This window comes from Rouxiella badensis (assembly GCF_002093665.1).
Classification (GTDB): domain Bacteria; phylum Pseudomonadota; class Gammaproteobacteria; order Enterobacterales; family Enterobacteriaceae; genus Rouxiella; species Rouxiella badensis.
Window position 1 is genome coordinate 105,034 of record NZ_MRWE01000013.1, and the last position, 16,732, is coordinate 121,765.

The 16,732-nt window shown below is 55.7% G+C and carries 15 protein-coding genes; 9 read left to right on the forward strand and 6 right to left on the reverse strand.

Features of this window, described 5'->3' with window-relative positions:
• Positions 1–91 precede the first annotated feature (91 nt).
• Genes BS640_RS09890 through BS640_RS09900 form a run of 3 tightly spaced genes read right to left on the reverse strand, consistent with a single transcriptional unit; the run spans position 92 to position 4,508 of the window.
• Positions 92–1,903: an ABC transporter ATP-binding protein gene (locus BS640_RS09890; protein WP_084912489.1), complete on the reverse strand. Its 1,812-nt coding sequence runs from the start codon at positions 1,901–1,903 to the stop codon at positions 92–94.
• 16 nt (positions 1,904–1,919) lie between these two features.
• Positions 1,920–3,359 (reverse strand): M81 family metallopeptidase, encoded by a 1,440-nt coding sequence (locus BS640_RS09895; RefSeq protein WP_084912490.1) that lies wholly within the window; start codon positions 3,357–3,359, stop codon positions 1,920–1,922.
• Positions 3,360–3,368: 9 nt separating this feature from the next.
• Positions 3,369–4,508, reverse strand: coding sequence for an ROK family transcriptional regulator (locus BS640_RS09900; RefSeq protein WP_084912491.1), 1,140 nt, complete (start codon positions 4,506–4,508; stop codon positions 3,369–3,371).
• 198 nt (positions 4,509–4,706) lie between these two features.
• On the opposite strand from BS640_RS09900, the gene BS640_RS09905 reads away from it, so the two are divergent.
• Genes BS640_RS09905 through BS640_RS09920 form a run of 4 tightly spaced genes read left to right on the forward strand, consistent with a single transcriptional unit; the run spans position 4,707 to position 8,978 of the window.
• The gene (locus BS640_RS09905; RefSeq protein WP_017490157.1) at positions 4,707–6,248 is read left to right on the forward strand and encodes an ABC transporter substrate-binding protein; all 1,542 of its coding nucleotides are present in this window, start codon (positions 4,707–4,709) and stop codon (positions 6,246–6,248) included.
• 8 nt (positions 6,249–6,256) lie between these two features.
• A complete protein-coding gene (locus BS640_RS09910) occupies positions 6,257–7,177 on the forward strand; it encodes an ABC transporter permease (RefSeq protein WP_017490156.1) in 921 nt (306 codons plus the stop codon).
• Positions 7,177–8,043 carry an ABC transporter permease gene (locus BS640_RS09915; protein WP_017490155.1) on the forward strand — a complete coding sequence of 289 codons (867 nt, stop codon included), beginning with the start codon at positions 7,177–7,179 and terminating at the stop codon, positions 8,041–8,043. The genes BS640_RS09910 and BS640_RS09915 overlap by 1 nt, the downstream gene beginning before the upstream one ends.
• Positions 8,040–8,978 (forward strand): ROK family protein, encoded by a 939-nt coding sequence (locus tag BS640_RS09920; RefSeq protein ID WP_084912492.1) that lies wholly within the window; start codon positions 8,040–8,042, stop codon positions 8,976–8,978. The genes BS640_RS09915 and BS640_RS09920 overlap by 4 nt, the downstream gene beginning before the upstream one ends.
• A gap of 1 nt (position 8,979) precedes the next feature.
• Here BS640_RS09920 and BS640_RS09925 read toward each other — a convergent pair whose 3' ends face one another.
• Complete coding sequence (locus BS640_RS09925; protein ID WP_084912493.1) at positions 8,980–9,348, reverse strand: MerR family transcriptional regulator; 369 nt, start codon at positions 9,346–9,348, stop codon at positions 8,980–8,982.
• A gap of 98 nt (positions 9,349–9,446) precedes the next feature.
• Here BS640_RS09925 and BS640_RS09930 point away from each other — a divergent pair, with 98 nt between their 5' ends.
• Positions 9,447–10,244: an SDR family NAD(P)-dependent oxidoreductase gene (locus BS640_RS09930; protein WP_084912494.1), complete on the forward strand. Its 798-nt coding sequence runs from the start codon at positions 9,447–9,449 to the stop codon at positions 10,242–10,244.
• A 42-nt stretch (positions 10,245–10,286) separates the two neighbouring features.
• Here BS640_RS09930 and dapF read toward each other — a convergent pair whose 3' ends face one another.
• Complete coding sequence (dapF, locus tag BS640_RS09935; RefSeq protein ID WP_084912495.1) at positions 10,287–11,132, reverse strand: diaminopimelate epimerase; 846 nt, start codon at positions 11,130–11,132, stop codon at positions 10,287–10,289.
• Positions 11,133–11,231: 99 nt separating this feature from the next.
• The gene (locus tag BS640_RS09940; RefSeq protein WP_026110299.1) at positions 11,232–12,101 is read right to left on the reverse strand and encodes a LysR family transcriptional regulator; all 870 of its coding nucleotides are present in this window, start codon (positions 12,099–12,101) and stop codon (positions 11,232–11,234) included.
• Between the two features lie 199 nt (positions 12,102–12,300).
• Between BS640_RS09940 and BS640_RS09945 the strand changes: the two genes are divergently transcribed.
• The 4 genes from BS640_RS09945 to BS640_RS09960 are packed head-to-tail and all read left to right on the forward strand — an operon-like array spanning position 12,301 to position 16,367.
• Complete coding sequence (locus tag BS640_RS09945) at positions 12,301–13,059, forward strand: alpha/beta hydrolase (RefSeq protein ID WP_139802803.1); 759 nt, start codon at positions 12,301–12,303, stop codon at positions 13,057–13,059.
• On the forward strand, positions 13,059–14,210 hold the full coding sequence (locus BS640_RS09950) for an isocitrate/isopropylmalate dehydrogenase family protein (protein ID WP_017490147.1): 1,152 nt from the start codon (positions 13,059–13,061) through the stop codon (positions 14,208–14,210). Before BS640_RS09945 ends, BS640_RS09950 begins: the two co-directional genes overlap by 1 nt.
• 2 nt (positions 14,211–14,212) lie before the next feature.
• A complete protein-coding gene (locus tag BS640_RS09955; RefSeq protein ID WP_084912496.1) occupies positions 14,213–15,091 on the forward strand; it encodes a DUF6282 family protein in 879 nt (292 codons plus the stop codon).
• A gap of 58 nt (positions 15,092–15,149) precedes the next feature.
• Positions 15,150–16,367, forward strand: a complete 1,218-nt coding sequence (locus tag BS640_RS09960) for a multidrug effflux MFS transporter (protein WP_026110296.1) — start codon at positions 15,150–15,152, stop codon at positions 16,365–16,367.
• The last annotated feature ends 365 nt before the right edge of the window (positions 16,368–16,732 follow it).

Below are 16,732 nucleotides of genomic sequence, written 5' to 3' on the forward strand. Positions count from 1 at the left end.
CAAGAAGTACCTACCAAAAATAACTGCGGAGTATTTTATCTGAACTCAAAACGAATTATTTATCTTTACGTAGCAAGTTTATCAACAAATATTACGTCAGCACCCAATGTCCCTCGCTGACCTGACGATAGTTGCGGGTTGAGGGCTGATAGCCAAGCGGCCGCACCGGGCTCTTCAGCTCGTCTGCCTTAATGTGGCGCTTAATGCCGCGCCGCGCGGGATCGGGTACCGGCACCGAGGCAATCAGCTTGCGGGTATAATCGTGCTGCGGATTATCAAAAATCGCGGCGCGCGGCCCAATTTCGACGATTTCCCCCAGATACATCACCGCCACCCGATGGCTAACCCGCTCAACCACCGCCATGTCATGTGAAATAAACAGATAGGACAGATTCATGCTCTCCTGCAGGTCGAGCAGCAGATTGACCACCTGCGCCTTCACCGACACGTCTAGCGCCGAAACGGATTCGTCAGCAACAATCACCTTGGGATCCAACGTCAACGCACGCGCAATACAGATTCGCTGCCGCTGACCGCCGGAAAACTCGTGCGGATAGCGGCGCATCATGTCCGGCGACAGCCCTACCTTGTCCATCAACGCGGCGGCCTTCTCAAGCGCCTCAGCCTTATTCGCCAGACGGTGTTGTAATATCGGCTCAATCAGCGCGTCACCAATTTTCATACGTGGATTCAGACTGGCGAAGGGATCCTGAAAGATCATCTGTATCCGCTGGCGCATGGCGCGCAGATCCGTTTTGCTCAGATTCATGACGTCGAAGCCATCAAAGTCGATCTGCCCGCCGTAAGGCTTCAGCAGTCGGGTGACGGCGCGGCCGGTGGTCGATTTCCCGCAGCCTGATTCACCCACCAGCGATAGCGTCTCACCCGCGAACAGGTCGAAGCTGATATTTTCCACCGCGTGCACCGCGCCAACCGGTCGTCCCAAAATGCCGCCGCGCACCGGAAAACGTGCGCTAAGATTCTTGACCGATAGCAGCGGCGTTTGCCGGGCGTCAACCTGAATGGCACTTTCGCGCGGTTCGTTCGCCAGCCCAGTTTGCCTGTCTATCGTCGGGAAACGCAGCGGACGGCTGCGGCCGCGCATCGACCCCAAACGCGGGACCGCCGCCAGCAGCGCGCGGGTGTAGGGATGCTGTGGGTCACGGAACAAATCTGCCGTATCCCCGCTTTCAACCACTTCGCCGCGATACATCACCAGCGTACGATCGGCAATTTCCGCGACCACGCCCATGTCGTGAGTAATGAACAGTACCGCCATGCCCTCTTCCTCTTGCAGCGTCTTGATGAGGTCAAGGATTTGGCCCTGAATAGTCACGTCGAGCGCGGTAGTAGGTTCGTCGGCTATCAGCAGCTTGGGCTTAAGCGCCAGCGCCATGGCAATCATAACCCGTTGACGCATACCGCCGGAAAACTGATGGGGGTACTCGTCAAAGCGTGCGCTAGCGTTGGGAATTCTGACCTTTTCCAGCAGTCGCAGCGTCTCTTCGCGGGCGGCCTTGCTGCCCATGCCGCGATGCGTTTTCAGCGTTTCTGCAATCTGGCGGCCGAGGGTAAAGGTCGGGTTAAGCGAGGTCATCGGCTCCTGAAAAATCATTGCCACCTCGTTGCCACGCACCTCGCGCATCTGCTTTTCAGAAAGCCCGAGCAGTCCGCGCTGGTTGAGAGTAACACTGCCTTCAATCTTGCTGGTTCGCGCCTTGAGCAGGCGCATCACCGACAGCGAGGTGACGCTTTTCCCCGAGCCGGACTCCCCCACGATGGCCAGCGTTTCACCGGGATAGACTTCAAAAGATAAGTTGCGCACCACGGGCAGCCAGTCGTCGTCCCCCTGAAAGGAGGTGGTCAGGTTCTCTACCTTTAAAACCGGCTGCGCAGTGGCCATCTTTTTTATCCTTTAATTAAAGAGAAGTTGAACGGGCAGAGACTTTGACTTCAGGGGTAAAGGTGAAATCTTTATCGAACGGAAAAGTCGGCACCGTTTTACGCTTTCGCGGCAGTCGCTCCACGAACTGATCGACCACGCCGTCGGAGAGCGCCATCAGATTAGGTCGCGCAATCGGCGCCAGCTCAGGAGACAGATAGCCGGATTTCACCACGACGACGTTGGCCTGCTGCGGGTCGAGGCCGAGCTGCGTAAAGTCGGCAATATAGTGATAAGGCCTGCGGCGAGCGGAGACCACCACGTCGATGCCGTTGACGTGCAGCACCGCCTGTCGTTCAGCCTGGTTCGGTGCATCTAGCAAACGCAGCACGGTAAATTCGGCGTGCACCTGCGGACTGGACGGATCGAGAGAGGCACCCACGGATAACGTTATCCGCGCGTCGACGCCCGCCTCGAAGGCGGCCTCGGTCGCAGGCTGGTCGGTAATACCGGCAACAATGACGCCCGTCGCGCCCTGTTTGAGTAACTCGGCCAGAAGGTCGGCGCGGTCGCCTACGCCACCGCCGGTGGGATTATCGCCAGAATCGGCCAGCACCACCGGGTGCGTCTGGCTGGCAATAGCGTCGCGCACGCAGGCTTCTGGCATGTCCGTTTTGCAGCCAAAGACAAAGTCTTCACGCGCGTCCCAATACGCCTGCGCCAGTTTGATGGCCTCGCGTTCAAGCAGCGGGCGATCGGTACCGGTAAAAATAGCCGCCGCCGTGGCACGCGGCTCGTCGGCCCAAACGTAGCCGACCATCAGCGAGCTATCCCACACGCCCTCAATCTGGTCGAGCGCGGGCAGACAGGCATAGAGACTTTTCGCCGGTTCATCCTCGGTACTGGTCCGTTCGCCCGGCAGCACGACCGGGATCGGCACCCAAAGCAGGGTCGGCCTGACGCCGGTTTGCAGGCTCTTGACCAGCATGGAAATCGAACGGCGCATGGTCTCTTCGACGTCGATGTGCGGCGCGGTACGGTAGGTCGAAAACAGGTCGATGGCGTCGATGATTTTCTGTGAAACGTTGCCGTGCAGGTCATAGCTGACGCTAATCGGAATATCAGGCCCGACGACCTCGCGCGCGGCGCTAATCCAGTCACCCTCGGCGTCTTCCATGCCCTCGACGTACATCGCACCGTGCATCGCCAGATAAACGCCGTCGTAGGGTTTGTGCGCCTCGAGCCCTGCCAGCATCTCCGCCTTGAACGCGTCGTAGGTGGCGCGGGATACCGGCCCTCCGGCGATGGCCCGGGCATGAACCGTGGGTAAAAAGGTCGCAGGATAGTCCTGCAGAAAGGCAAAATACGGTGCCGCCAGCAACGCATCGTTGCGCACCACGCGGAAATCTTTTTCTTCATTAAGAACAGGATTATAAGTGCTGCATTCGATATGAATACCGCCAACGGCTATACGCATCTTCTACCTCTACGGGTTGTCAGGGCCATCAAGAAAACGATGGGCCGCAATGCTTGCCGCTGCACGCACCCAGGTATCTTCATCGATGGGGAAAGTTCTCACCGGCGTCAATCCGGCAAAACCGGGCAATACGTTAGTTTCGATCGACTGCTGTACCACCGTGCCGAGCAGCCCGCCGAAGGCACCCGCCTGATGGGCAATGAGTATCAGGCTGGGGTCGAGAATCTGGATCAGCTGGGCGATAGCCAGTCCCAGCGCCGTGCCTGCACGGTGCAGGATGCGGATAGCCGCCGCCGAACCGCCGGACGCCAGCTGCTCCAGCTCCGCCAGACTGCTCAGGCCAAGATTTTCTTCGCGCGCCATCTCCATGATGGCATTCAGCGAGGCGATGGTGTCGAGACAGCCGCGCTTGCCGCAGCGGCACGGTGTCCCGTTTAGCTCCAGCGTGCAGTGGGCAATCTCCCCCGCGCCGCCGTGCAGACCTCGGTGCAGCCTGCCGGCAATAAAATGCGCGCTGCCAATGCCAGCGCCGTGGCTGACCAGCGTAAAGGTGTCGAGGTCTCGCGCTTGCCCAAAGCGTTTTTCACTGACCGCCAACGCCTTGGCGTCATTTTCGATAAACACCTCAAGGCCGGTAGCCGCCGCGACCAGACTTGCCAGCGGCACATCGCGCCAGCCCAACAGCGCCGATTGCACACAGGTTGACTGGTTTTCATCAATAAAACCGGAGAGCGTGACCCCCATGCCAATGAGTCTTGCGGCAGCGTCAGTGTGCCCTTCCAACAAGTCGGGTAACGCGTGGGCGATGTTCTGCGCCAGCGCCTCAGGCTCTCGAGAAAGCGTGAAACCGGCGCGGGCAATAATTTCACCTTGTAAATTAATTAGCGCCATCTGCGCCGGCGTTTGCAGCAGCGAAACGCCGATGAAATAAGCCCCTTCGGGCCGCAGCATCAGCCTGACGGATGGCCGCCCCTGCCCCGGCCCGTTAACGGTTTCTGACTCATGCAAATAGCCCGCGTCGATCATCTCCCTGACCACGCCACCTATGGCTGCCTTGCTCATGCCGCACACCTGCGCCAGTTCGGTACGGCTCAGCCCTGCGGCAGAGTTGATCGCCCCTAATATTTGCCGTTGTAGTGAACTCAGCATTCCGTTTTCGCGCTCTCATTTTTGGCTAATCTGCCTTGACATTAAACTTATAAAATGAATATATCAATGCCAATTAGTTCACAAAATTTACTAAATAATGAAACATAAGCATTTCATATGAAATAAATACCCAGAGATTGTAGAAAATGCCACAAAGGCAATTTTCGCCATCACCGCAACATTGGCAGAGGAAAATCTATGAAAGGTTTCAGAACCATCGGCTGTCCGGGACGTTTAACGTTGCTTGGCTGTGCGCTGCTCGGCGCACTGGCTTCCCCCGCGTACTCAGCCACGTTGACGGTGATGCAAAACGAGGCGCCGCGCAGCATGGATCCGGGCAACCAGACCGCAACCTTCACGGCCACGGTGTTGGATCCGATGTACGAAGGGCTGCTGAAAATGTCGCCCGCGCTGAAGCTCGAACCGGCGCTCGCGACCTCGTGGAGCAGCGACGCCAGTGGGCTGGTATGGACCTTTACGCTGCGCAGCGGCGTAACGTTTCACGACGGCACGCCGTTTAACGCCGACGCAGTCGTCTCCAACTTTGCCCGCCATCTGGACGTGAAACGCGGTCTGGCGGCTAGCGGTCGTCTGCGCACCTTTATCGACAGCGTCACCAAGGTCGATGACCGCACGGTGGTGTTCAAACTGAAGAAACCCTACCCGGCGTTTCTGAATCTGCTGACCACGGGAGCTTGCCTGATGGTCAGCCCGACCGCCGACAAGGCCGGCACACTGGACAGCAAAGCGGTAGGCACCGGCCCCTACAAGATGGTGCAGTACAAGACCGGTGAATACGTGCTGGAAGAGAAAAATCCGGGCTACTGGGGCAAGTCAGACGGCCCCGAAGACATCAAATGGACCTGGAGTTCGGAGTCTTCGGTCATGAATATGGCGCTGCAGGCGGGTGAAGCCGACGTTATCAATCCCGTTCCGCCGCAGTTCGCCCGCATGCTGAAAAACAACCCTAAATTCGTATTGCATGAAAGCCCAGGGGCGTCAGTGTTCTGGGTCGCGCTGAATACCCAGTTAAAACCGCTGGACGACGTGCGCGTCCGCCAGGCGCTTAACTTCGCGACCGACCGCGATGGGCTGGTGCGCGCCATCATGTCTGGTTTCGCCACACCGGCCAACTCCCCGCTGGCACCCATCACTCCCGGTTATGACAAATCGCTTAACCCTTACCCACTGAATATCGAGAAAGCCAAGGCACTGCTAAAAGAGGCCGGGTATGCCAACGGTTTCTCAATGTCTATCGCCGTACAGGGCGCAGACGCGCGTATTGGTCAGGTACTGCAAAGCATGTGGGCCAAAATTGGCGTGAAGCTTGACGTGCGTCAAATGGAAAGCGGCGTCTGGACCAAAGCCGCTTTCGCCGATCCGGCCGGTAAAAAAGCCGACGGCACCGGCGCTATTCTGGCCTCCTGGTCTTCCGGCGTCAGCGGGGCCGACTTGCAGCTACGACCGCTTTATTACTCGGGCAGCTTTGCGCCAACCGGGGCCAACCTCGGGTTCTTCAGCGATGCCAAACTCGACAAGCTGCTTGATACCGCGGCCTCTACGCTGGACGAAAACGCCCGCAATCAGCTCTACGTGCAGGCCCAGCAGGAGATTAACCTACAGGCGCCTCAGGTGCTGCTGTATTACCAGAACGATCTTTATGCCACCGGGGCCAACATCTCCAACGTCTGGATGATCCCCGGTGGAAACGTGATAGTCAAAGACGCCCATAAACAGTAGGAAGCGGCATGAAAGCCTATCTAGCCAAAAAACTGCTGGCCTTTCCGGTCATCCTGATTGGCGTATCGCTGCTGATTTTTGTGTCGATCCGCGCACTGCCGGGGGATCCGGCGCGCATGATGGCTGGCCCCGAGGCGACGCAGGAGGCCGTCGATCATATGCGTACGCGCCTTGGACTGGACCTGCCGCTGGTCACCCAGTATGCGCATTTCGCCCGCGACGTGCTGCACGGCAATCTCGGGCTTTCGCTCCAGTCGCAGCAGCCGGTCACCCAGGAGATTGGCGAGCGGCTGCCCTACACGCTGGCGCTGGCGGTGCTGGCCTATTTTCTGGCGATTGTGATTGGGGTTCCGGCGGGCATGATGGGGGCGATTTACCGCAACCGCTGGCCCGATTATGGCGTGATGCTGTTGGCTATTGCGGGTGCGTCGGTGGCGAACTTCTGGCTGGGGCTGATGGCGATGAACACCTTCTCGGTGGAGCTCGGCTGGCTGCCGCTGCTCGGTGCATCGTCATGGAAAAGCTACATTCTGCCGTCGGTCACGCTGGCGGTTTTGCCGATGGCGGTGATGGCAAGGATGACCCGTTCGAGCATGCTCGACGTGCTTTCCGAGGACTATATCCGCACCGCGCGGGCCAAAGGGCTGTCGGCGATGAGCATCTACTGTAGCCATGCGTTTCGCAATGCGCTTATCCCGATTGTCACCATTGTGGCGCTGAACTTCGGCAGCCTGGTCGGTGGCGCGGTGGTCACCGAGTCGGTATTCAACTGGCCGGGCATTGGCCGACTGTTGGTCGACTCCGTGCGCTATCGCGATTATCCGGTCATTCAGGGCGTCGCGCTGGTCGCGGTCTGCGGCGTGGTTATCATGAACCTGCTCGGTGAACTGCTGATAGCCCTGCTCAACCCGAAAATAAGGTTTGAATGATGAGCACCCTAACCGCACTCTCTGCGCGCAAAAAGAGCCGAACTGCCCAGGTGTTTCGCTGGTTATGGCGTCATGCTGGCATCACCTTTGGCGGCGCAATCATTGCCGCTATCGTCATCGCCGGACTGCTTGCACCCTGGATAACCGGCCACGACCCCTACACTCAGGATCTGCTCAATACCCTGCTTTCCCCCTCGGCTGACCATCTGTTCGGCACCGACGACTATGGACGCGACATCTTCGCCCGGGTGATTTACGGCGCGCGTATCTCGATTGTCGAGGTGGTGCTGAGCGTGGGGCTGGCGATGCTGATTGGCATCCCGCTCGGCGTCATTTCGGGGATGGCCGGTCGCTACATTGACCTGGTAATTATGTGGGTGATGGACATGCTGTTTGCGTTTCCCGGTATCGTTCTGGCGATTCTGGTGGTCAGCATTCTGGGCGGCGGTCTGATTAATCTGCTGATCGCTATTTCTTTGTTTGCCATTCCGGTTTATGCACGGCTAAGCCGTAACCTGACGCTCGGCCTCAAGCGCATGGAATACGTAGAGGCAGCGCAGGCGCTGGGCCTGTCGTGGTATCGCATCGTGGTGCACTACATTTTGCGCAATGCCGTTGGGCCTATCATCGTGCAGTCGACGCTGACCGCCGGAACCGTCATTCTCGCCGCCGCCAGCCTGTCATTTCTCGGCCTCGGCGTGCAGCCGCCCATGCCTGAATGGGGTACAATGATGAGTGATGGTCGAAACTTTCTCGGCATTAATATCTATCTCTCGCTGTTCCCGGGTCTGGCAATCATGCTGACCGTGCTCGGTTTTAACGTACTGGGCGATGGGCTGCGCGACTTACTGGACAAGCGTTCATGATGGTAAACACAGGCACTGCGGTTTTTTGTGCCGATATCGGCGGTTCATTTATCAAATTTGGCCTCTCCCGCCAGCAGGGCGAGGTTACCGTATTAGCGAAGGTCGCCACCCCAACCCAGTCCTGGGACGAGTTTGTGCTGGCGATGCAGATGCTGCTGAACGAGCACGGCGCAGAGGTTGCTGCGGATGCCCCGTTGGCCATCTCGACTGCCGGACTGGTTTCGCCACAGTCCGGTGAGGTAATGGCGACCAATATTCCGAGCTTTGCCGGGCACAATCTTGCCGCCGAACTCACGCAAATACTCAAACGCAAAGTCAGCGTGGCGAATGACGCCGACTGCTTTGCGCTGGCCGAGGCGCACGTCGGCGAAGGTCTGGGACTGCCGATTGTAGTCGGCATTATTCTCGGCACCGGCGTCGGCGGCGGGCTGGTATTTAACGGACAACTGGTGCGCGGCCACGGCGGCGTCACCGGTGAATGGGGTCATGGGGCGATTACCCGCACCGAGCTGCTGCTGGACAACAAATTGGTCAGAGTGCCTCGTCTGCTTTGCGGTTGCGGTCAGAGCGGATGCCTTGACATGCTCGGCGGCGCCCGTGGCATCGAGCGCCTGCATTTCGAGCTGCACCAGCAAACGCTGACCAGTCATCAGATTATCGAGGGCTGGCAGGCGGGAAGCTTTCAGGCGGTGCAGACCCTCAACGCATGGCTGGCGCTGGTAAGCGAACCTCTTACCCTGATGGTCAACATTCTCGGGGCAACCCGCGTGGTGGTCGGCGGCGGACTTGCCAGCGTCATCCCGCTGATTGCCGCGCTCGACCAGCGAGTGCGTGAGTCTACGCTGCACAAGTATCCGCAGCCGCTGGTGGTCCCCGGAAAATTCGTGAATCAGGGCGGGCTGGTCGGTGCCTCGGTTTTAGGCCGCCAGCGCTGAGTCAAAACGCATCGTCACACGGCTGGCCGACCTTATTCAACGCGTTGATTATCCCCACGCGCAGCTCGGCCAGCGCCCGCTCTTTCTCTTCAATCTGTACCAGCTTGCGTTGCAGGCTGGCCTTCTTCTGTTCGACAGAAAATTGGCTGTCAACCCAGACCGCAAGTACCTCGGCGATTTCACTGAGCGTGAAGCCCAACATTTTTGCATGCTTGATCATCTTCAGCCGCTGCAGGTCAACCGCCGAATAGACTTTATAGTTGTTGCTGCCGTTAGGCTGTGAGGCCTGTTCGAGCAGCCCCTGCCGCTCGTAGTAACGTACCGTATCGCGCGGGACGCCAGCTTTGGCACACAACTCTCCAATGCGCATCGTTCAGCTCTCCGATGAAAGGTTAAAATGGACTTGACCGTAGACCTAAGTCCACGGTTTACCCTGTTTGCAGCATAACCTCAAACAGGAAAACGGGCATGAAATCTTTCAATTATTCAGAAAAAACGGCGCTCATTACTGGAGCATCCTCAGGGATTGGGCTGGAATTTGCCGAACAGCTTGCCGCTCGTGGCGTGAGTCTCGTTCTGGTTGCGCGGACCCAGAACAAGCTGCAAGCGCTGGCCAACAGGCTGACGCAGCAGCATGGCGTGACAACGCGGGTGATTGCACAAGATCTCAGCGCCGTGGACGCCACTGCCACCATCATGGGTCAACTGCATGAAGCCAAAATTTTCCCCGACATTCTGATCAATAACGCTGGTTTTGCCACCTACGGCGTATTCGATGCGCTTTCTCTGGACCGCCAACGCGAAGAGATTCAACTCAACTGCCTGTCGCCGGTTGAACTGACCCACGCCCTGCTGCCCGCCATGCTAAAACGCGGCGACGGCGCTGTTATCAACGTGGCATCCACTGCCGCCATCCAGCCCGATCCCTACATGGCAATCTATGGCGCAACCAAAGCCTTTTTATTGTCATTCTCCGAGGCGCTGTGGGCCGAGAACCGTCAACGCGGCGTGCGTGTGCTGGCGCTGTGTCCCGGCGCAACGGATACGGCATTTTTCGATGTAGTGAACGCTGAAGAGGCCTCGGTAGGGAAAAGGATGAAGGCCGATGCGGTGGTCGGTCAGGCGCTAAAGGCGCTGGATAAACAGCGTAACTACCTGATAACCGGCTGCAACAACTGGCTGCTTGGCCAGCTGCAAAGATTTGTGACCCGTCGGCGACTGCTGATTATCGCCGAGGGCATCTTGAGGCCTAAAGCTCAACGGTGAAGAGCCACTCTTCGACTCAAGACAGAGTGGCTTTCGACAGGATCAGTTCAAGTCGTAAAAGCAGTCGGCGTCCAGCGTGACGTCGGCGATTTTCTGCACCGGGCCGCGCATATTAACCATAAAGTCTCCCGAGAAGGAGATAGCCAGCTGACCGCCCGGCATGGTGACAGTGACGCGGTCATCCACCAACCCCAGTTTGCGCATCGCACTGGCTGCGGCACAGCTGCTGCTGCCGGATGCCAGCGTGTAACCCGCTCCGCGCTCCCAGATACCGATGCTGATATTTTGACGGTCGATAACCTCGACAAACTGCACGTTGGTGCGTTTTGGGAAAATTGCCAGCGTTTCGATTTCCGCGCCCAGCTGATGAACCAGGGCTAAATCGAGTTTTTCGACGCGAATAACGCAGTGCGGATTGCCCATCGAGACCAGCGTCGCGTTCAAGTCATGCCCCGCAACCACCAGCGGCTGGTCGAGCATGTGCTCTCCTTCAACGTGTGCAGGTAGCGCAGAGGGGGTAAATTTCGCCTGCCCCATATCGACGATCACCTGATGCGCGCCTTCTGTCACCTCACAGGTCACCTGCCCACCCAGCGTATTCACCAGGAAAGGCTCATGACCGACTCTTTTTATATCAAATAGATAGCGCGCATAAATACGCAGACCGTTGCCGCTCTTCTCTGCTTCGGAACCATCGGGATTGATGATACGTACGCGCGGCACGTCCTCATCATCGATATCAATCAGTAAACCGTCGGAGCCGATACCGTAATTGCGGTCGCAAATTCGGCCGATCTGTTCGAGAGAAAATTGTGCAGCCACGCTTTGATGACAAACCAGATAGTCGTTGCCCAAACCGTGATAACGATGAAAGAGAGAGGAATGCATAGTCAGCTCTGTTGTGTTCGTGAAGAAATAAATGAAGCGTTTTTGGTTTCTATAAAGAATACACCAGCGTTAACTCGTGCTGGATGAAAAAATGGCGTTTTAGAAATCGTTTAGCGTCGACAGCACGCGGAGTATGAGCGGTTTGGTTTCATTCTTTCTCCAGACAGCGTGGATAGACACCTCGAGCGGGAACCAGGGCAGTTCGGCAATTTCCACGTTGGCAGAGCGGATACGCGCCAGACTTTTTTGTATAAAGGTGAACCCCAGCCCGGCCTCTACGCAGGACAGCGCGGCCAAAGGGCCAGTGACTTCAAGTCGGATATTCGGGGTAAAACCGCTCACCGCACAGGCGTGCAGTAGCCGAATACGCGCTGCCGGGTTTAGGCCCTCCCGGTCGGCAATCCAGGGCTGCCTGTCGAGGGTTTCAGGCGTCGGCAGCAATAAGCGTTTGTTAACGGGCATCGCTAACACAATGGGTTCCGAAAAAACCTTTCTCTGCTCGAATTCATCGCTTTCTTCGGGAGGCGTGTGCAGCAGTGCGAGATCTATCGTTCTGTCGCGTAGGCTTTCAATTTGCTGCTTAGAGCGGAAGGCATGCAGGTGGATATCAACATCCGGTGAACAATCAAGCCGTGCCAGCGTCTCAGGCAGAAGCCTGGAATGAATCGCCGCTTCGACGTAGCCGATATCAAGCCTGCCGGCGAGACCTTTGCCCAGATTTTTCCCTCTGTCCTTCAACCTGTCGTGATGCTTTAAGAACGCCCGAACCTCGCCAAGAAAATCCTTTCCTTCCGACGTCAGCCGCAAGCGCTTTTTCTCCCGGTGGAAGAGTTCAACACCGAGCTCATCCTCAAGCAGTTGTATTTGCCTGCTCAAAGGCGAGGAGGAGATGTGCAGTTTTTCTGCGGCCTGCCCGATATGTTCAAGCTCACCAACGACGGCAAAAGATCGGAGTATTCTTATATCCACAACAATTTAGGTCCCAAGTGTGCCAAAAAATATTATAGCTGATACTCGCGCTTAACACCATGATGTACTACAGCCAACACATTGAATTTAATCAAGTTGGTCAGCGAGAATTTTTCAGTACGTCCAATCAAAAAAAATTGCGCCTGAAATTGGGACCGTTCCCATTTTAGTCGCTCATAACGTAAGGGTGATGTTAGCAATGTTAAGTATAAATGACATTCGTGTTGAGTGTGGGAACCAGGAAGGCCCGAGAGCCATCATGCTTTCTCCGATGATGGCACAGTGGGACGGCGGCGCTTTCTGCCAACCTCTTCTAGATTGGCTGGCCAATGCTGGCTACAGCGTTGCAGTCTACGATACCGTCGGCCTGTGTAAGGGCACAAAAGATCTGCATGAAGCCACCGCAGTCTGGGGTGAGTTTCTGCTCGAACATGAACCCAATATCGACTTGCTGATAGGGCAGGCTTACGGCGGCGCAATCGCTCAGCATCTCCTCGCCAACGAGCTTGCTTATGTTTCCAAATTTATTGGCATCTCGGCGCCGACTTATTGCGACAGTCTGCTGCGTGAAAAACTAAATGGGGTGCTTATCGATCTGAACGAAATCTCTGCGGAAGCGGGCCTGAAAAAACTCCTTTGGTGCATTCGCCCAGATACCGATGACACCCTCCCGCAAGTCGAAGGTCAAGCCCCGGCAGGTACTGTTGAAAGACTGGCGACAGGCTTAAAGCAGCTTCAAAGCGCAGATGCACGTCATATTATCGCCGATTATCAGGGCAGCGCCCTCTGGATTTATGGCAGTCATTCCAGACTCGTTAATACAGTCAACATCGTTCCTGCTCAGGGTCGCAGCGACCATCAAAGCGTAAAACTGCCTCATTGTGGCATGCATCCTTTCCGTGACGTTCCGCTTGAGGCCATTAAGGCCGTGGAAACGTTTTTGCAGGAGGCCATGTAATGAAAAAAGTTCTCGTGCTTCCCGGCGATGGCGTGGGTGCCGAAGTTTGTCATGCAGCGCTGCCCGTATTCACGCTGCTGAATTTACCGATTACCCTCGAGTTTGCTCAAATCGGCTGGCAGTGCTGGCAACAAAGTGCCCAGCCCATTCCGGCCCAGACGTGGGAAAAAATTACCCAGTCTGACGCCGTACTGTTGGGTGCAATAACCAGCAAAGGCAAACAGGATGCCGAAGCAGAGTTGACCCCGGCACTTCAGGGACAAGGCCATAAATACGTATCACCGTTAATCGAGATGCGTCAAAAACTCGAACTTTTTGCCAATGTCAGGCCGGTTTACAGCATCAAACCTGGGCAACGCCCCTTCCGCTGCGTCGTTTTACGTGAAAATACCGAGGGGCTTTACTGTGGTCTGGACCGTCGTGGTATTCCCGAGGAGTATCGCAGCTGGGTTACGCACACCAACATTGACCGTTCAGGGCATCAAGATGTCGCCATGAGCGTGCGAATCGTGACGCGCTTTGGCATGGCACGAATCATCCGTTATGCCTTTGAATACGCCAAAACCAATAACTATCCAAGCGTCACTTATGCGGACAAACCCAACGTGCTTCGTGAAAGCGGCCAGTTTGCCAGCGATATTTTTTGGGAGATTGCAGCAGAGTACCCGGACATTCACGCCGAAATTCACAACGCGGATGCCGTTGCGCTTTGGCTGGTACAGCGACCTGAACGGTTCGGGGTTATTGTCGCCGAAAATATGTACGGTGATATTCTTTCCGATCTCGCAGCAGGCGTGATGGGCGGTCTGGGAATAGCCCCTAGCGCCAACATTGGCGCCGAGACGCCTTATTTTGAACCCGTTCACGGCAGCGCGCCGCGCATGGCGAATAGGGGTAAAGCGAATCCCGCCGCGATGTTCCTCACCATTGGCCTGATGCTTGAGCACTTGGGTTTTGGCAACGAAGCAGAAAAAGTCAAACGTGCGGTCACCTGGGTTATCCAGTCTGGCGATACGCTCACCTATGACCTTGGTGGCAACGCTACAACACAGCAAATGGCCGATAAAATCCTTGAATATATCCAAAACGCTGAAGGCAATGAGCAGGGCAATGTCCTTGCTGGCCTGGTTGAAGATTTGGCAGAGGCCTGAAAATGAGTCATGACTTTATAACCTATTGGCGAGACAGAATTTCGTTTCTCGACGTTCATTATCACGTTTCTCCTGACACCTTTATTCGCCGGCATAACGTAATTACGGCGGGCGAAATCTACAAAAATCTCGGCGGTGCCGTGGTTCTCAAAAATCATCTCGGCGATAGCGTTTCCATGGCCGAAACGGCAAGGCTTTGTGGGCTGCCGGTCATGGGTTCGGTGGTGCTCAATCAGGTGGCCGGTGGGCCAACCTGGAGGAGCGTTGAAGAGTCCTTGTGCAAAAGGCAGGCCGAACACAGCGGAAGAATGATTATTCATCTGCCGACGGTAACCGCCGTGCAAAACAAAAATAAGGTTGATCGGACGCTGGCCAACGACTATTGCGCCAAAGCACGCTCGCAGGGTGTTTCAATAAGTGATGAAAACGGCGCATTACATAAGGACGTCATCGAAATCCTACACCTGGCGCGCGACAATCCAGTGGTTATTTCGAGCGGGCATACCTCCCGCGCGGAAACGCTGACGCTTATCGAGATGGCGGAAAGAATCGGCGTTCCTCGCCTGATGCTCAACCAACCGGCCAATCCGATGACAGGCCTGTCGGCGCAGGATCTCGTCAATCTCTCAGGCGCGGACTGGCTGTTTATCGAACAGACCGCCCTCACCTATCTGCTCGGCTGGCAGACCTGGGAAGACTATAGCCGCGTTCTCAGCGAAGTGCCGAACGTTGTATACAGTTCGGATCTTGGCCAGACCAGCCAAATCGATCTTCCTGAATGGTATGACCAAAGCCTGAAGTGGTTCGAAGAAATGAACCTGTCAGAGACACGTAGAAATGCCATCTGGTTGGACAATCCCCTGAAAATGCTGAGCCCCTAGCTAAAATAGCCGCCGTGTTAATGCCCAATAACGGCGGCAACACTTATAGAGAATAAATATGAAAGAAGTCATAAGGAATCGTTTCCTGCTAATGTGCGCCGTGGTGATGATGCTGGTGCTCAGTCTCTTTTCGAGCGACATTTTCCTGCCCGCCCTGCCTGACATTGTCCGCCAATTTGGTGTGACCCCGAGTCAGGGCCAACAGATGCTGGGACACTTTCTTCTCGGTGTCGCATTGATGCAGCTGGTTTATGGTCCACTGTCTGACAGTCTGGGGCGTAAGAAGCTGCTGATTTTCGGGACGAGCCTGTTTATCCTTGCGACCTTTGCCATCATCTACGCCCCCAATTTTAAGGATCTGCTGGCCCTTCGTTTGGCGCAGGCCGTTGGCGCAAGCGCGAGTATCGTGCTCGGGCGCGCAATTATTGGTGACCTGTTTAGCAAAGAGGAAGCCGGTAAAATCTTCCTGACTCTTTTCCCCATCGTGGGTATGTCTCCGGCTTTGGCACCGATGATTGGCGGGCAAATCAGCAATCTTTTTGGCTGGCATGCGTGCTTCATTTTCGCCGGGCTTTTTGGCGTAGTGCTGCTGTTTCTGACGCTGACCGCGGTTCCCGAAACGCTCCCCAGGGAAAAACGCAATCCACTGTCCGCCGTTGATGTGATGCAGGGATATATCGCCCTGCTGCTGTCGCGCCGCTTCTGGCACTATGCGTTGATCCCCTGCATTGCCTATGCCGTTTTTTATGCCTATATCGCCGAGTCTCCTTTTTTACTCCTAAAGCAAGGCGTATCAAATAAAGTCATAGGCTTTACCTACCTGAGTCTCTCGCTGACCTATGTCACCGGCAACCTCATCGCGCGCTGGACAATGTCAAAAGGGCTAACGCTGGATAAGGCGTTGGCGACGGGTTACCTGGTTTTTGTGGCAGGCGGCATTGTGATGTTTCTGACCACCCATTTTGCCCCTAATTTCTATATCGGTTCCATTACCGCGATATCAATCATGACATTAGGAAACGGATTTTTGCTTCCTTTAGGTACTAGCGGCGCAGTCACCGCCGTACCCCATAATGCCGGTTCAGCCTCTGGCCTGATGGGTGCGATGCAGATTGGGGCTGCCGCCATCATTGCCGGCATTATCGGGCCGCTCTCAGGCCATAATCCGCAAACCTTTGGGATGATAGTTTTTGTGCTCGCGATTGCCGGTTTCTTCATTTTCCAGACCACCCGTCGGCTGAGTTATCGCGCTGACCTTAACAGGCAGCTGTCCTAAAAAGTAATTCAGTTCAAATAATGGCCGCAAACGCGGCCTTATTTAAACAATAAAAATGTGACCGTAAGACACTTTAAGATGATGGCAGCGGCTTTAAACTTTCTGATTAATATTCTGAGCGAATGATGGTCTTTTTAAACATTTATTTTAATCTTTCAACCCCCAGTTTTAAGCTGAAAATACGCATTAACTTTTAGACACGCGAAAACATCAATATAAATAAAAATCATACCTCCATAACGATTTTATGGCAGACATTGTGCTTTTCAGCCCCTAACGTGGTTGAACGGACACAATATTCATACAGCACAAGATATTGTTTAATATATAAAATTATTTTTATAAGCCGTCACTCTCTGCATGGA

Excerpts from the sequence above, each read along its gene's own strand:
- BS640_RS09890 (WP_084912489.1), bottom strand. The coding sequence starts at position 1,903 with ATGGCCACTGCGCAGCCGGTTTTAAAGGTAGAGAACCTGACCACCTCC.
- BS640_RS09950 (WP_017490147.1), top strand. The coding sequence starts at position 13,059 with ATGAAAAAAGTTCTCGTGCTTCCCGGCGATGGCGTGGGTGCCGAAGTT.
- BS640_RS09925 (WP_084912493.1), bottom strand. The coding sequence starts at position 9,348 with ATGCGCATTGGAGAGTTGTGTGCCAAAGCTGGCGTCCCGCGCGATACG.
- dapF (WP_084912495.1), bottom strand. The coding sequence starts at position 11,132 with ATGCATTCCTCTCTCTTTCATCGTTATCACGGTTTGGGCAACGACTAT.
- BS640_RS09900 (WP_084912491.1), bottom strand. The coding sequence starts at position 4,508 with ATGCTGAGTTCACTACAACGGCAAATATTAGGGGCGATCAACTCTGCC.
- BS640_RS09910 (WP_017490156.1), top strand. The coding sequence starts at position 6,257 with ATGAAAGCCTATCTAGCCAAAAAACTGCTGGCCTTTCCGGTCATCCTG.
- BS640_RS09915 (WP_017490155.1), top strand. The coding sequence starts at position 7,177 with ATGAGCACCCTAACCGCACTCTCTGCGCGCAAAAAGAGCCGAACTGCC.
- BS640_RS09920 (WP_084912492.1), top strand. The coding sequence starts at position 8,040 with ATGATGGTAAACACAGGCACTGCGGTTTTTTGTGCCGATATCGGCGGT.
- BS640_RS09905 (WP_017490157.1), top strand. The coding sequence starts at position 4,707 with ATGAAAGGTTTCAGAACCATCGGCTGTCCGGGACGTTTAACGTTGCTT.
- BS640_RS09955 (WP_084912496.1), top strand. The coding sequence starts at position 14,213 with ATGAGTCATGACTTTATAACCTATTGGCGAGACAGAATTTCGTTTCTC.
- BS640_RS09930 (WP_084912494.1), top strand. The coding sequence starts at position 9,447 with ATGAAATCTTTCAATTATTCAGAAAAAACGGCGCTCATTACTGGAGCA.
- BS640_RS09960 (WP_026110296.1), top strand. The coding sequence starts at position 15,150 with ATGAAAGAAGTCATAAGGAATCGTTTCCTGCTAATGTGCGCCGTGGTG.
- BS640_RS09945 (WP_139802803.1), top strand. The coding sequence starts at position 12,301 with ATGTTAAGTATAAATGACATTCGTGTTGAGTGTGGGAACCAGGAAGGC.
- BS640_RS09895 (WP_084912490.1), bottom strand. The coding sequence starts at position 3,359 with ATGCGTATAGCCGTTGGCGGTATTCATATCGAATGCAGCACTTATAAT.